This is a genomic window from Microbaculum marinum (genome assembly GCF_037855135.1).
Lineage (GTDB): Bacteria > Pseudomonadota > Alphaproteobacteria > Rhizobiales > Tepidamorphaceae > Microbaculum > Microbaculum marinum.
Genome location: NZ_JAZHOF010000002.1, coordinates 31453 through 46381, shown reverse-complemented (window position 1 = coordinate 46381; position 14929 = coordinate 31453). Strand labels below are relative to the sequence as shown.

Here is a 14929-nt window from a genome sequence, read left to right as displayed (position 1 = left end):
GGGCCGCGGCGGCGGCGCCCGCCCGGGTCTCCTGCGGGACCGTCTCGCGCGCACATTTTCCATCGGGTAGCATGTGATGGCCACATCGCGGATGCACGCTGCCGATTTCTGGGCATCGATCTGCTTTTTCATCGTCGGCGTCTACATGGCCGTCTCCGGCCTGGGGATGCCCGGCGCCGGCGGCTTCATCGAGGATGGCGGCGAGCCCGGCCGCGTCCCGATACTGCTGGGCGTCGTCATCGCGCTGCTCGCCCTGACGCTGCTGGTGCGTTCGGCTCTCGCGGGGGGCTTCCGGCCGTCGGCGATCCGCACCGAAGATCCCGCCGAGCGCGCGGGTCTGTGGAGATGCGGGGTCACCGCGGCAGGCTGCAGCGTCTATGCCGTTGGCCTGGTCGGGGCCCGGATCGGCGGCTGGCACGTCCCCTATGACGCCGCGACCGCCCTGTTCGTTTTCCTGTTCGTCGTCATCGCCGAATGGCCGCTGGCCACGGAGCACGGCGCCCGCCGCTGGCAGCGGCTCAGCGAACGATGGCCGGGCATTGCGGCCGTGGTCGCAGGAATCGGCGCGCCGTTGCCCGCCGCCTGGCGGCCGCGGGCATGGCTCGTGGTCAATGCCGCGCTGATGGCGGTCATCGTCAGCGCGCTCGTGACGATCGTCTTCGAGCGCTACTTCTTCGTCGCCTTGCCGTGACAGGGGAGCGGGCATGAACGCGATCAGCGCCATCCTCGACTACCTGGCGACGACGCTCGGCTACATCGGATCGGCGATGGCCGGGTTCGGCGAGCCGATCATCCTGCTCTACGTCGTCGGCGGGACCCTGCTGGGCATGTGCATCGGCATGCTGCCGGGCCTGACCGCGACGATGGGCGTCGCCCTTCTGACGACTCTGACCTACCGAATGGACCGCGACGCGGCGCTGATGATCCTGATCTGCCTCTATGTGGGGGCGATCTACGGCGGCAGCCGCAGCGCCATCCTGCTCAACATTCCGGGCACGCCGGCGAACGCCGCGACCACGCTGGACGGCTATCCGCTGGCCAGGATGGGCAAGGCCGGGCCCGCCATGGGCATCGCAACGTCCGGATCCTTCCTCGGCACGCTGATCGGCATGTTCTTCCTGGCCACCATCGCGCCGCTGCTTGCCGACTACGCGCTCAAGTTCCAGACGCACGAGTTCTTCTGGCTCGCGATCTTCGGCATCCTGATCTCGGGCCAGCTGACCGCGCTGGACGATCCGATCAAGGGATGGATCGCCGGCTTCCTGGGGCTCGGCGTGGCGATGATCGGCCAGGAAGGCCTCTACATGACCGACCGCTTCACCTTCGGCTACACGGAGATGCAGGGAGGCATCGCCCTGATCCCGGCGATGGTCGGCGCCTTCGGCTTCTCGGAGGTGATCATGGTGATGTTCAACCGGCGCGCCGAGATCATCAAGGCGACGACGACGCTGCGCGACGTCATCCCCGATCCGCGCGACATCTTCCGCTATCGCCGCACCATCGGGCGGTCCGGCATTCTCGGCACGCTGATCGGGGTCATTCCCGGCGTCGGCGAGGACATCGGCGCCTGGGTCTCCTATGCCGCGGCGCGGCGCGCCTCGAAGGAGAAGGCAAAGTTCGGCAAGGGCTCGGTCGAAGGCCTGATGGCGGCGGAGACCGGCAACAGCGCCGCCCCGCCCGGCGCCCTGATCCCGGTGCTGACGCTCGGCGTGCCCGGCTCGGCGCCGGCCGCCGTGCTGCTGGCCGCCATGGTGCTGCACGGCGTGCGGCCCGGCCCGATGATCATGATCGAGTCGCCCGAGTTCGTGTATCAGGTCGTGGTGATGATGCTGTTTGCGGCGATCGCCATCGTCGTCCTGGGAATCCTGCTGACGCCGGTGCTGCTCAAGGTGCTGTCGATCCCGCGCGAGCGGCTGATGCCCGTCGTCTTCGTGCTGTGCGTGATCGGCTCCTACGCGATTTCCCAGCGCATGTTCGACGTGTGGGTGATGGTGGTGTTCGGCATCCTCGGCTTCGTCCTGCGCCGCATGAACTATCCGATGGCGCCGCTGGTGCTGGGCATCGTGCTCGGCGACATCTTCGACAAGAGCTTCCGCCGCTCGCTGGTGATCACTGGCGGCGACTTCGGCTTCTACTTCACCCGGCCGATCTGCGTTGTGCTGATGCTCCTGTGCCTGGGCACGCTGATCATGAGCTTCGGCCCGACGCGGCGGCTGGCGATGCGTCCGTTCAGCATGCTCGGCCACGCATTGCGACGACCAAAGGGAGAAGCGGGTCGATGACCGCGGGCATGATAGGCGGCATAGGCCTGACCCACCTCAAGGTCTACGACCAGCGCCCCGGACCGGACGGCATGATGGCGGGCTGCGCGCACGTGCACGCGCTCACCGAGGAAGCCTATCTGTGCATCGCCGGCGAGGGCGCAATCGAGCTGCACGACCGCAGGCACGGCTTCCGCACGATCCCGCTGAAGAAGGGCGACTACGTCCAGTTCCCGCCCGGCACCCTGCACCGCTCCGTCAGCACCGACGCAGTCGAGGTGATTGCGGTGATGGGCAATTCGGGCCTGCCCGAGCGCGGCGACGCGCGGATCTATTTCGGCCCCGAGGTCGATGCCGACCCGGCGGAGTTCCGGCGGCTCAAGGGCCTCGTCTCGACCGGGCTCGACGGCGCGCTTGACCGCCGCGACGCCTCGGCGCGCGCCTACATGCGGCTGCTCGACCTGTGGGAGCGCGACCGCAGCGGCTACGAGGCCGAACTCGACCGGTTCCTTTCCGTGCATCGCGCCGACCTTGCCGGGCGCAAGGAGGCGTTTGCCGATGCCGTACTGCACGGAGCCGCCGAGTGGGCGAAGCGCGACGCCGCACGGCTCGCCGCCCTTCCCGACGCGGTCGACGAGGCCGATCCGGTGCTCGCAGGGGAGGCCGGATCGCGCGGCATCGTCTACGGCATGTGCGGCGTGCTGCGGCAGGTCGACCATCTGGCGGCGGGTCTGTGAGCGCCATGCGGATATCGCTGTGCAACGAGGTCATTCGCGAGAAGCCGTTCGCCGAGCAATGCGCGTTCGCCGTCGCACTCGGCTATGACGGCCTGGAGGTCGCACCGTTCACGCTTGGCGAGGCGCCGCACCGGCTGTCCGCCGCCGAGCGCGGGGAAGTCAGGAACATCGCCGAGGACGCCGGGCTGCGGATCACCGGACTGCACTGGCTGCTGGTGACTCCGGAGGGCCTATCGATCACCAGCGAGGACGGCGCGGTCCGCCGGAAAACCCTCGACGTGCTGCTCGCGCTGGTCGACCTGTGCGCCGATCTCGGCGGCTCGGTGATGGTGCACGGCTCGCCGAAACAGCGGGACGTCACCGGCCTGGATCCGGAGGAAGCATTCAGGCGTGTGGTCGACCTCATGGGCCCGATCGCCGAGGCGGCCGAATCGGCCGGCGTCACCTACTGTTTCGAGCCGCTGGCGCGCAACGAGACGACCTTCGTCAACACGGTCGAGGATGCCGTCCGCCTCGCCGACGCTGTCGGCAATCCGCATTTCCGCACGATGATCGACACGTCGGCTGCGGCCCAGACCGAAGCAGAACCCGTCGCCGGACTGATCCGCCGATGGGTGCCGACGGGCAAGATCGGCCACGTCCAGGTCAACGACCGCAACCGCCGGGGGCCGGGCGAGGGAAGCGACGAGTTCGCGCCGATCCTGCGGGCCCTGCGCGACACCGGCTACGACAGGGTCGTCGCGGTCGAGCCGTTCGTCTACGCGCCAGATGGCGCCGCTGTGGCCGCGCGGGCCATCGGCTATCTGCGCGGGCTTCTGGAGGCGTGATGAGCGTGGCGCCGAAAATTTGGCTGGAGGAAGCCCGGCTCTACGAGCGCGACGTCAGGCTGCGCCTGCCGTTCCGGTTCGGCGTCGTGACGCTGGACACCGCACCGCAGGTCTTCCTGCGGGTGCGGATCCGCACCGACGACGGCCGGGAAGGCTGGGGCACGACGGCCGAACTGATGGTGCCGAAGTGGTTCGACAAGGACCCGTCCCTGTCGAACGAGGACAATTTCGAGCAGCTGCGGCGGTCGATCCGGCGCGCCGTCGAGGCCTACCGGGCGGCCGGACCGGCGACCGCGTTCGGCCTGGCGGCGGCGACCTGCCGCGATCTCGCCGGGGTCGACGACATGCCGCCGCTGGCCGCCGCCTTCGGCGGGGCGGAGGTCGACAAGGCGGTTCTCGACGCGCTGTGCCGGATCGAGGGAGCGAGCTTCGCCGACGCGATCCGGGTCAACCTGCCCGGCCTCGACGCGTCCCTGACGCCGGACCTGCAGGGCTTCGACATCGCCGGCTTCCTGGGCCGGCGGGACATGCAGAACTCGATCGCAGCGCGCCACACCGTCGGCATGCTCGATCCGCTCGCGACGGCCGAAATGCCGCAGGGCGCGCGCCTGCACGACGGACTGCCGCAGTCCCTGGAGGAGGTGATCTCCGCCTACGGCCAGACCTACTTCAAGCTGAAGATCGGCGGCAACCTGTCGGCCGACCTCGACCGCCTGATCCGGATCGCCGAAGTGCTCGACCCGGTCGACTACCGGGCGACCCTCGACGGCAACGAGCAGTATGCGGACGCCGACGGCATCGTCGAGCTGTGGCGGGCGATCCTCGCCGAGCCGCGCCTCCGGAAGCTCGCCTCCCGCGTCCTGTTCATCGAGCAGCCGGTGACCCGGGCGACGGCGCTGTCGCGCGACATCTCGGCCCTGGCGACGCTCAAACCCGTCATCATCGACGAATCCGACGCGACCCTCGATGCCTTCCGCTGGGCGCGCGACCTCGGCTATGCGGGCGTCTCCAGCAAGGCGTGCAAGGGGCTGTACAAGTCGTTGCTCAACGCGGCCCGCTGCAGCGCCTGGCGGGCGGCCGATCCGGCGGCCGGCTTCTTCCTGTCCGGCGAGGACCTCACCTGCCAGGCCGGCCTCGCCGTCCAGCAGGATCTCGCCCTGGTCTCGCTGCTCGGCATCGGCCACGTCGAACGCAACGGCCACCACTACGTGCTCGGCATGGCCGGCGCGCCGCCGGACGAGCAGGCCGCCTTCCGCGACGCGCACCCGGATCTCTACCGCGACGTCTATGGCAGTACCTGCCTGACGATCGCGGCCGGCAGGATCGCGCTGGGCTCGATCGACAGACCGGGCTTCGCCTCCTCCGCCCTACCCGATTTCGCCGCGATGCGGCCCGTTTCCCTCACAGCGACACGAACATCCCTACCAGGAGAATAATCGATGGCAGTTCAGCGGCTCGGCATCGTCATGCACGGCGTGACCGGCAGGATGGGTATGAACCAGCACCTGATCCGGTCGATCCTGGCGATCCGCGAGGATGGCGGCGTCGTGCTGCCGAACGGCGACCGCGTGATGCCGGACCCGATCCTGGTCGGGCGCAATGCCGAGAAGGTCGCCGAGCTGGCCAGACGCTACAACGTCGCCCGGCACACGGCCGATCTCGACGCCGCCCTGGCCGATCGCAACGACACGATCTTCTTCGATGCCGGCTCGACGCAGATGCGTGCCGGTCTGCTGCGCAAGGCGATCGACGCGGGCAAGCATGTCTACTGCGAGAAGCCGATCGCCGAGACGCTGGACGCCGCATTGGAAATCGCCCGCTACGCCGCCTCGAAAGGCGTCAAGAACGGCGTCGTGCACGACAAGATCTACCTGCCCGGCCTGATCAAGCTGAAGATGTTGCGCGACGCCGGCTTCTTCGGCCGCATCCTGTCGGTGCGCGGCGAATTCGGCTACTGGGTGTTCGAGGGCGACTGGCAGAGCGCGCAGCGGCCGAGCTGGAACTATCGCAAGGCCGACGGCGGCGGCATCATCATCGACATGCTGTGCCACTGGCGCTACGTGCTCGACAACACGATCGCGCCGGTCAGGGCGGTAAGTTGTCTCGGCGCCAACCACATTCCCGCTCGCTGGGACGAAGCCGGCGAGGAGTATGCCGCCGATTCAGACGACGCGGCCTACGCGACCTTCGAACTGGAAGGCGGCATCGTCGCCCAGATGAACTCGTCCTGGTGCACGCGGGTGCGCCGCGACGACCTCGTCACCTTCCATGTCGACGGCACCCACGGCTCGGCGGTCGCCGGACTGCACAAGTGCCTGACTCAGCATCGCGTCAACACGCCGAAGCCGGTCTGGAACCCCGACGTGCCGCAAGCCATGGACTTCTTCGACGACTGGGAGGAGGTCCCCGACAACTTCGCCTTCGAGAACGGCTTCCGGTCGCAGTGGGAAGAGTTCATCCGCCACGTCTGCGCGGACACGCCGTGGAGGTACACGCTGCTGGAAGGTGCCAAGGGCGTCCAGCTTGCCGAGCTGGGGCTGAAGAGCTGGGCGGAGCGCCGCTGGCTCGACGTTCCCGATCTGACCCTTTGACCTGCCCGGGAGGCATGCGATGACCGGTCTTTCCCTTCCCACGTCCGATGGCGGCGTCGAGCGCTATTCGCTGTCGGATCCGCGCAGCTTCCCGGCCGTCGACGGCACGCCGCTGCCGCGCATCGCCTATGGCGCCGCCCACGTGGTGCGCGACCCGATGGCAGACAACGATCCCTGGCTCGACGAGGCCATCGACTGGGATGCCACGCTCGCCTTCCGCCGCCATCTGTGGAGCCTCGGGCTCGGCGTCGCCGAATCGATGGATACCGCGCAGCGCGGCATGGGCCTGTCGTGGCCGAACGCGCTGGAGCTGATCCGCCGGTCGGTCGACTGCGCCCGCGACTTCGGTCCCGAGGCGGTCATCGCCTGCGGCGCCGGAACAGACCATCTTCCGGTCACGCCGGGCGTAACCATCGATGACGTCATCGCGGCCTACGAGGAACAGTGCTCGGCGGTCGAGGCCGCCGGCGGGCGGATCATCCTGATGGCGAGCCGGGCGCTGGCCGCCTGCGCCAGCTCTCCCGACGATTACGCACGGGTCTACGGCCGCATACTGTCCCAGGTTCGCGAGCCGGTGATCCTGCACTGGCTCGGCGAGATGTTCGACCCCGCACTTGCCGGCTACTGGGGACACGACGACCACATGGCGGCGATGGAGGTCTGCCTGAAGGTGATCGCCGACAACGCCGACAAGGTCGACGGCATCAAGATCTCGCTGCTGAGCAGCGAGAAGGAGATCGCCATGCGCCGCCGGCTGCCCTCCGGAGTCCGGATGTATACCGGCGACGACTTCAACTATGCCGACCTGATCGAGGGCGACTCGGAAGGATTTTCGCACGCCCTCCTCGGCATATTCGACGCGATCGCCCCGGCGGCGAGCGCTGCGCTGGTGGCGCTGAGACGCAACGACACCGCGCTCTACCACGACACGTTCGCACCGACCGTGCCGCTGTCGCGCCACATCTTCAAGGCGCCCACACGGTTCTACAAGACCGGCATCGTGTTCATGGCCTATCTGAACGGCCACCAGGACCACTTCACCATGCTCGGCGGCCAGGAGAGCGCGCGCTCGGCGGTACATCTGGCCGAGATCGTGCGGCTTGCCGACAAGGCCGGGCTGCTGCGCGATCCTTCCCAGGCGGCCGACAGGGCCGCCCGTGTCATGGCGACCCACGGAATCGGAGTCTGAACGACATGGCGGATTCTTCGAAGGCCTCGCTCAACAGCGCGACGGTGGAGGGCTGCGACCTGCGGCAATGCGTCGAGGGCTGCGTCCGGCACGGCTTTGCCGGCATCTCGCCCTGGCGCGATCTGGTGCAGGCGGCCGGCATCGGTGAATCGGCGCGGATGATCCGCGACTCCGGGCTGGAGGTCACCGGCCTGTGTCGGGCCGGGATGTTCACCGCGCCGACGCCGGCCGGGCGCCAGGCGGCGCTCGACGACAACCGGCGGGCGGTCGACGAGGCGGTGGCGATCGGCGCCAACTGCCTGGTTCTCGTCGCGGGCGGGCTGCCGGAGGGATCGAAGGACCTTGCCGACGCTCGGGCCCAGATCGAGGACGGCCTCGGCGCGCTGCTCGACCATGCCCGGCCGGCCGGCATGCCGCTGGCGATCGAGCCGTTGCACCCGATGTACGCGGCCGACCGGGCGTCGGTGAACACGCTGGGGCAGGCCAATGACCTGTGCGACCGGCTCGGCGACGGCGTCGGGCTGGCCGTCGACGTGTACCACCTGTGGTGGGATCCCGAACTCGAGGCGCAGATCCGGCGCGCGGGCAAGGAGCGGATCCTCGCCTTCCATGTCTGCGACTGGCTGGTGCCGACGAGGCATCTTCTCACCGACCGCGGCATGATGGGCGACGGCGTCATCGATATCCCGAAGATCCGCTCCTGGGTGGAGGGCGTCGGCTACGACGGTCTCTACGAGGTCGAGATCTTCTCCGAGCTCGACTGGTGGACGCGTGATCGCGACGAGGTCATGGCAACCGTCAGGAGCCGGATCGAATCCGCGGTGTAGCAGGCGGCGATTTTGGCGGCCGCCCTCCACAGGCTGTCACCGTTTCGCAATCAAACTGCAATCGGTCCGTCAGGCGGCGGTGATAACGCCTGCCTCCTTGGGGCGTCGAGCGGGACGCCGACCCGAAGGAGGATCTCCATGAACATTTTCCGGACCGCCGGAAGCATCGCGCTGACGGGCGCCGCGCTGGCCGGTGTGGCGCTCGGTTCCAGCGCCGCCCATGCGGCCACCGAAGTCGTATGGTGGCACGCGATGGGCGGCGAACTCGGCCAGAAGGTCGAGAAGATCGCAAGCGACTTCAACGCCACCCAGTCCGACTACCAGGTCGTGCCGGTCTACAAGGGCAACTACACCGAGACGATGACGGCGGCGATCGCGGCGTTCCGCGCCAGGGAGCATCCGACCATCGTCCAGGTCTTCGAGGTCGGCACCGGAACGATGATGGCCGCCAAGGGCGCGATCTATCCGGTCTACGAGCTGATGGAGAAGTCCGGCGAGCCGTTCGACCCGAACGCCTATCTGCAGGCCGTCGTCGGCTACTACACCGACACCGACGGCAACATGCTGTCGATGCCGTTCAACTCCTCGACGCCGATCCTCTACTACAACAAGAACGTCTTCGAGAAGGCAGGGCTCGATGCGAACACGCCGCCGAAGACCTGGGGCGACGTCGAAGAGTTCTCCAGGAAGATCATCGATGCCGGCGCGGCACCGTGCGGCTTCACCACCGGCTGGCAGTCCTGGGTGCAGCTCGAGAACTTCTCGTCCCTGCACAATGTGCCCTTCGCCTCCAACGCCAACGGCTTCGGCGGTATCGACACCGTTCTGGAGTTCAACGGCCCGCTGCAGAAGCGGCACATCGCCAACATGGCGGAGTGGCAGAAGTCGAAGATATTCGACTACGGCGGCCGCCGCTCGGATTCGGCGCCGAAGTTCTATTCGGGCGAATGCGCCATGTACATGAACTCGTCCGCCGCGCTCGCCGGCATTCGCACCAACGCCAAGGACTTCGACGTCGGCGTCGGCATGCTGCCCTACTACGAGGACGTCGACGGCGCGCCCCAGAACTCGATCATCGGCGGCGCCACCCTGTGGGTCCTGTCCGGCCACGGCGACGAGGAATACAAGGGCGCGGCGAAGTTCTTCACCTACCTGTCCTCGCCGGAAGTGCAGTCCTGGTGGCACGAGGAGACCGGCTACCTGCCGATCACAACCGCCGCCTACGACCTCACCAGGGAGCAGGGCTACTACAAGGAGAACCCGGGCGCCGACACCTCGGTTCTGCAGATGAACCTGAACCCGCCGACCGAGAACTCCAAGGGCTTGCGCCTGGGCAACTTCGTCCAGATCCGCGACGTCATCAACGAGGAGCTCGAGGAGGTCTGGTCCGGCGCGAAGTCCGCCGAGCAGGGGCTCGACGACGCCGTCGAGCGCGGCAACCGGCTGCTGCGCGAGTTCGAAGACCAGAACGCGTCCTGAGGCGGTTCCAGCTCCGGACGGCGGGCCGGTGCCGGTCCGCCGTCCAGGGTCCCTGCAATGACGGACAAGCGCGTCAGTTTCGCCGGCGTCTGGCTGCCCGCCGCGCTGCTCGCCCCGCAGCTTGCAATCACCGGCGTGTTCTTCCTGTGGCCGGCAAGCCAGGCGATCTATCAGTCGGTGCTGCGTCAGGACGCCTTCGGCCTGTCGGTGAAGTTTGTGGGCCTCGACAATTTCGTCCGGCTGTTCGAGGACCCGAATTATCTCGCCGTCGTCCGGGTAACCGTGGTGTTCTCCGCGGCAACGGCCATCCTGTCGATGGGTCTCGCGCTGCTGCTGGCGGTCGCCGCCGACCGGGTGCTGCGCGGATCGACCGTCTACAAGACCCTGGTGATCTGGCCCTATGCCGTCGCGCCGGTCCTGGCCGGGGTGCTGTGGTGGCTGATGTTCAATCCTTCGATCGGAATCATCGCCTATCTCCTGAGGGGTCTCGGCGTCTCCTGGAACCACGTGCTCGACGGCGAGCAGGCGATGATCCTGATCATCGTCGCGGCCGCCTGGAAGCAGGTTTCCTACAACTTTGTCTTCTTTCTCGCCGGCCTGCAGTCGATCCCGCGCTCGCTGCTGGAAGCCGGTGCCATCGACGGGGCGGGGCCGGTGAAGCGATTTTTCACGATCACGCTGCCGCTGTTGTCGCCGACAACGTTCTTCCTCGTCGTGGTGAACCTCGTCTACGCCTTCTTCGATACCTTCGGCATCGTCCACGCGACCACAAATGGCGGGCCGGGCCAAGCGACCACGATCCTCGTGTACAAGGTGTTCCGCGACGGCTTCATCGGCCTCAACCTCGGCTCCTCGGCGGCCCAGTCGGTGATACTGATGATCGTCGTCATCGCGCTCACGGTCATCCAGTTCCGCTTCATCGAGCGGCGCGTGCACTACTGAGCGCCGGAATGGTTGAACGCCGCCCGCTACTGACCGTCCTGACGCACCTGACGCTGGTGCTGGGCGCCGGGTTCGTGGCGCTGCCGGTGTGGATCGCCTTCGTCGCCTCGACGCACGGGCCGAGCGACTTCCTCTCCGGGCTGATGCCGATGTGGCCCGGCGACCGGCTGCTTGAGAACTACTGGCAGGTGCTGTCCCGGGGCGAGTCGACCGCCGGGGCACCGCCAATCGGCCTGATGCTGGTCAACAGCACGATCATGGCGCTCGGCATCGCGGCCGGCAAGATCACGGTGTCCCTCCTCTCGGCATTCGCCATCGTCTACTTCCGGTTCCCGTTCCGGCTGGCGGCCTTCTGGATCATCTTCCTGACGCTGATGCTGCCCGTCGAGGTGCGGATCCTGCCGACCTACGAGGTCGCAGCCTCGCTCGGCCTGCTGAACAGCTATGCGGGCCTCATCATGCCGCTGGTCGCCTCTGCCACCGCCACCTTCCTGTTCCGTCAGGTCTTCCTGACGATCCCGGACGAACTGACGGAAGCGGCGCGCATCGACGGCGCCGGGCCGATGAAGTTCTTCCGCGACATCCTGCTGCCGTTGTCGCGCACCAACATCGCAGCGCTGTTCGTGATCCTCTTCATCTACGGCTGGAACCAGTACCTGTGGCCGCTGCTGGTGACCACGGACGCCAGCTACTACACCGCCGTCATGGGTATCCAGCGGATGGTTGCGGTGCCCGATTCCGAGCCGCTCTGGCACCTGATCATGGCGACCGCGATCCTCGCCATGCTGCCGCCGGTCGTCGTGATCCTGCTGATGCAGCGGCTGTTCGTGCAGGGCCTCATCGAACAGGAGAAATAGCATGGCCGAGGTTGGCCTCAGCGGCGTCCGCAAGGTCTATCCGGGTGGCTTCGAAGCGGTGAAGTCGGTCGACCTCCGGATCGGGGATGGCAAGCTCTGCGTCCTGGTCGGGCCGTCCGGCTGCGGAAAGTCGACGCTGTTGCGGATGATTGCCGGGCTCGAGGCCGTCACGGCCGGCGAGATCTCGATCGGCGGACAGATCGTCAACGACCGCGAGCCGGCCGAACGCGACATCGCCATGGTGTTCCAGAACTACGCGCTTTATCCGCACATGTCGGTCTACGACAACATGGCCTACGGCCTCCGCAACCGGCGAGTGCCGAAGCCCGAGATCGACCGCAAGGTGCGCGAAGCTGCAACCGCTCTTTCCATCGAGGCGATGCTGTCGCGCAAGCCGCACCAGCTGTCGGGCGGTCAGCGCCAGCGCGTCGCAATGGGCCGCGCCATCGTCCGCGATCCGAAGGTTTTCCTCTTCGACGAGCCTCTGTCGAACCTGGACGCCAAGCTGCGCGTCCAGATGCGGATCGAACTGAGGCGCCTGCAGCGCCACCTGGGCACCACCAGCGTCTACGTGACCCATGACCAGCTCGAGGCGATGACGCTGGCCGACGAACTGGTGGTCATGAACGCCGGGAGGCTGGAGCAGATCGGAACGCCGATGGAGGTCTACGAGAAGCCGGCAAGCGCCTTCGTGGCGGGCTTCATCGGCTCGCCGCCGATGAACCTGATTCCGGCGCAGGCGGGACCCGACGGTTTGCGCTTGTCCGGGGCCGCCCGGCCGATTGCGATGCCTATTCACGGAGACATCGTCCGGCCGTCCCTGCTGATCGGCGTCCGGCCGGAGGAACTGCAGCCGGGCACCGGAGGCCCGGGAGCCGTCGCGTTCGATCTCACCGTCTCCGGCGTGGAGCCGATCGGGGCGGAATCGCTGATCCACGGACAGGTCGGCGACGGCCACGATGCGACCGTTCGCGCGGCGGGCTATGTCGAGCACGAGGCCGGCGCGGTGCTGCCGGTCCATACCCGCCGCGGGTCAGTCCACCTGTTCGACGCCGAAACCGGCCAGCGCATCTGATCATCGGGTGCGTCTCCCGGCAGTGCGGCGGGTGCCTGCATCGGGCCGGTTCGACGACATTCTGCGCGACATGAATCCGCGCCAGGACCAGCCTGTTCCGGACTTTGGCCAGGCCACGCGCCGTGCGGCCTGCGGTCTGCGACCGGCCCCTCGCCATCGCTTGAACGCCTGCCTGAGCAGCACCATATCGTAGTCAACCGGAGGACCGAAGGTCGCCGGGACCGGGTGCCGGATGGGCCCGCCACAAGGTCGCTTGATCACGAGGACTTTGCACGAAATGACACGCGTACCTACCTTGAACAGCCCGTATCTGCTCGGTTTCGACGGCATCGAGCGCCTGATCGACCGCGCGTCCAGGAGTGCGGGGGACGGTTACCCGCCCTACAACATCGAACGGCTGCGAAACGGCGACGGCGGACCTGCGATGCTTCGCATCACGCTTGCAGTCGCCGGCTTTTCCCGCGACGAACTGGACGTGACGCTTGAGGAAAGCCAACTCGCCATCCGCGGTCGCCAGAACGACGATCCCGAACGCGAGTACCTCCACCGCGGCATTGCGGCCCGTCAGTTCCAGCGCACGTTCGTTCTGGCAGACGGCATGGAGGTGACCGGCGCATCGCTGGAAAACGGACTTCTGACCATAGATCTCGAACGGCCGGAGCCCGAGCGGGTTATCCGCACCATCGAGATCCGAAGCGCCCCGTAGGGAGCACTCGATACAGGGAGGTAAGCGCCCGCACGCTCGGATGCGGGACGGCAATCGAGCCGAGTAACAGCAAGAGGTACGAGTAGGATGGAACACAACACCAATCACCGGGACGACCACAAGCCCACCATCTCGCCGGAGATGCTGGCAAAGATCGGCGGCGGGCGGATCGCCTATGTGCGTCCGATCATGTCGGAAGTCCTGAAGGACCTGTTTCCCGAGGCGCCCGAGATGGCGCCGGGCATCCGGTTGTTCATGCTGAGCGCCGCCGACGGCACCCCGATCATGCTGACCGACAGCGAGGATGCGGCACGCGCCGGTGCCGTCGAGCACGAATTGCAGACCGTCAGCCTGCACTGACGCCATGCGGCAGGACCAGAACGCAAACGCCGGGCTGTTGCCCGGCGTTTGGTTTGTCTGGTGATACCATACGACTCTTCCGGCTCAACCTGCGGCAATAACCTCGATTTCAACGAACCAGTCGGGTGACAGTGTTTCGGCAACGATTCCGGTCGTCGGAACGACGCGCCCGCCGAGCGCGGCGACCCGTGCCGATGCGTTGGCCTGAGCAAAGGCGCCATCCCTCAGATAGCTGGTCACCCGGACGATATTGTCCACGCTCATGGCGGCGCTTGCCAGTATCGTGCGGATGTTGGCCCAGATCAGGTCGAGTTGCTCCTCGAGCGTCCTGCCGGCTGCCCCGTCCGCATCGAGCCCCATAGTACCGCTTACAAAGAGGAAGCGTTCGGGATTGCGGACCTCCATGGCATGCACATAGTCGTCAGTTGCTGCATAGATGCCGGAAATCGGGTTATGCGATATCGTTTCCATTTCCGATCCCTTCGTTCGAATACAGAAGAGCCCGCCGGCCTAAGCGGCGCTGGTCATCGTCGCACGGAGGCGACGGCGGCATCTGGCGATGAAAAAATCGGTGACGCAGACAGAACGCCGCCGGGACGCGGTACTCAGGCCGCGTTCGGCTCGGCAGCGCGGTTGAGCACCGCGTAGATCGCCGCGGCGTCGCGCGAGGCGCGCAGCTTCTGGGCCATGCCCGGCTCGCGCATGCGCCGGGCGATGCGCGCCAGCGCCTTCAGATGATCCGCACCGGCACTTTCGGGCGCCAGCAGCAGGAAAACGAGATCGACGGGCTCGTCGTCGATGGCGTCGAAGTCGATTGGCTTGTCGAGACGGGCGAACATGCCGAACAGACCGTCGATCTTCGAAAGTTTGGCATGCGGAATGGCGACTCCCTGACCGATGCCGGTCGAGCCGAGCCTTTCGCGCTGCAGGAGATGATCGAAGATGTCCCGGGCCGGGAGGTCGAGCAGTGTCCCCGCACGCTCGGCAAGTTCCTGAATGACCTGCTTCTTCGAGTTCGCCTTCAGCCCAGGAACGATTGCGTCCTGCTGAATGAGATCACTAAGGTCCATATCTCACC

General features: G+C 67.1%; 16 protein-coding genes. 14 read left to right on the top strand and 2 right to left on the bottom strand.

The features are described 5' to 3' along the window. The first annotated feature begins 76 nt into the window (after positions 1-76). The 14 genes from V3328_RS03690 to V3328_RS03625 all read left to right on the top strand — a co-directional run bounded on the left by V3328_RS03690 (position 77) and on the right by V3328_RS03625 (position 13851). Positions 77-691 (top strand): hypothetical protein, encoded by a 615-nt coding sequence (locus V3328_RS03690; RefSeq protein ID WP_340328306.1) that lies wholly within the window; start codon positions 77-79, stop codon positions 689-691. A gap of 13 nt (positions 692-704) precedes the next feature. Further along, on the top strand, positions 705-2282 hold the full coding sequence (locus V3328_RS03685; protein WP_340328305.1) for a tripartite tricarboxylate transporter permease: 1578 nt from the start codon (positions 705-707) through the stop codon (positions 2280-2282). Then, positions 2279-2998 (top strand): cupin domain-containing protein, encoded by a 720-nt coding sequence (locus tag V3328_RS03680; RefSeq protein WP_340328304.1) that lies wholly within the window; start codon positions 2279-2281, stop codon positions 2996-2998. The genes V3328_RS03685 and V3328_RS03680 overlap by 4 nt, the downstream gene beginning before the upstream one ends. Before the next feature lie 5 nt (positions 2999-3003). Beyond that, on the top strand, positions 3004-3825 hold the full coding sequence (locus V3328_RS03675) for a sugar phosphate isomerase/epimerase family protein (RefSeq protein ID WP_340328303.1): 822 nt from the start codon (positions 3004-3006) through the stop codon (positions 3823-3825). Then, a complete protein-coding gene (locus tag V3328_RS03670; protein WP_340328302.1) occupies positions 3825-5261 on the top strand; it encodes an enolase C-terminal domain-like protein in 1437 nt (478 codons plus the stop codon). Before V3328_RS03675 ends, V3328_RS03670 begins: the two co-directional genes overlap by 1 nt. Positions 5262-5264: 3 nt before the next feature. Then, positions 5265-6416 (top strand): Gfo/Idh/MocA family protein, encoded by a 1152-nt coding sequence (locus V3328_RS03665; RefSeq protein ID WP_340328301.1) that lies wholly within the window; start codon positions 5265-5267, stop codon positions 6414-6416. 19 nt (positions 6417-6435) lie between these two features. Then, entirely contained in the window at positions 6436-7605 is a 1170-nt protein-coding gene (locus V3328_RS03660) for a dihydrodipicolinate synthase family protein (protein WP_340328300.1), read from the top strand. A gap of 5 nt (positions 7606-7610) precedes the next feature. Beyond that, on the top strand, positions 7611-8432 hold the full coding sequence (locus V3328_RS03655) for a sugar phosphate isomerase/epimerase family protein (protein WP_340328299.1): 822 nt from the start codon (positions 7611-7613) through the stop codon (positions 8430-8432). Between the two features lie 138 nt (positions 8433-8570). After that, entirely contained in the window at positions 8571-9911 is a 1341-nt protein-coding gene (ugpB, locus tag V3328_RS03650; RefSeq protein ID WP_340328298.1) for a sn-glycerol-3-phosphate ABC transporter substrate-binding protein UgpB, read from the top strand. A gap of 57 nt (positions 9912-9968) precedes the next feature. Continuing rightward, positions 9969-10853: a sn-glycerol-3-phosphate ABC transporter permease UgpA gene (ugpA, locus tag V3328_RS03645; RefSeq protein ID WP_340328297.1), complete on the top strand. Its 885-nt coding sequence runs from the start codon at positions 9969-9971 to the stop codon at positions 10851-10853. An 8-nt stretch (positions 10854-10861) separates the two neighbouring features. Continuing rightward, on the top strand, positions 10862-11710 hold the full coding sequence (gene ugpE, locus V3328_RS03640; RefSeq protein ID WP_340328296.1) for a sn-glycerol-3-phosphate ABC transporter permease UgpE: 849 nt from the start codon (positions 10862-10864) through the stop codon (positions 11708-11710). Position 11711: 1 nt separating this feature from the next. Then, a complete protein-coding gene (locus tag V3328_RS03635) occupies positions 11712-12785 on the top strand; it encodes a sn-glycerol-3-phosphate import ATP-binding protein UgpC (protein ID WP_340328295.1) in 1074 nt (357 codons plus the stop codon). A 277-nt stretch (positions 12786-13062) separates the two neighbouring features. Then, positions 13063-13491: an Hsp20 family protein gene (locus tag V3328_RS03630; protein ID WP_340328294.1), complete on the top strand. Its 429-nt coding sequence runs from the start codon at positions 13063-13065 to the stop codon at positions 13489-13491. Between the two features lie 87 nt (positions 13492-13578). Further along, positions 13579-13851 carry a BQ00720 family protein gene (locus V3328_RS03625; protein WP_340328293.1) on the top strand — a complete coding sequence of 91 codons (273 nt, stop codon included), beginning with the start codon at positions 13579-13581 and terminating at the stop codon, positions 13849-13851. Between the two features lie 84 nt (positions 13852-13935). Here V3328_RS03625 and V3328_RS03620 read toward each other — a convergent pair whose 3' ends face one another. Further along, positions 13936-14322, bottom strand: coding sequence for a RidA family protein (locus V3328_RS03620; protein ID WP_340328292.1), 387 nt, complete (start codon positions 14320-14322; stop codon positions 13936-13938). Between the two features lie 134 nt (positions 14323-14456). Further along, positions 14457-14921 carry a PTS IIA-like nitrogen regulatory protein PtsN gene (ptsN, locus tag V3328_RS03615; protein WP_340328291.1) on the bottom strand — a complete coding sequence of 155 codons (465 nt, stop codon included), beginning with the start codon at positions 14919-14921 and terminating at the stop codon, positions 14457-14459. Positions 14922-14929: the final 8 nt, after the last annotated feature.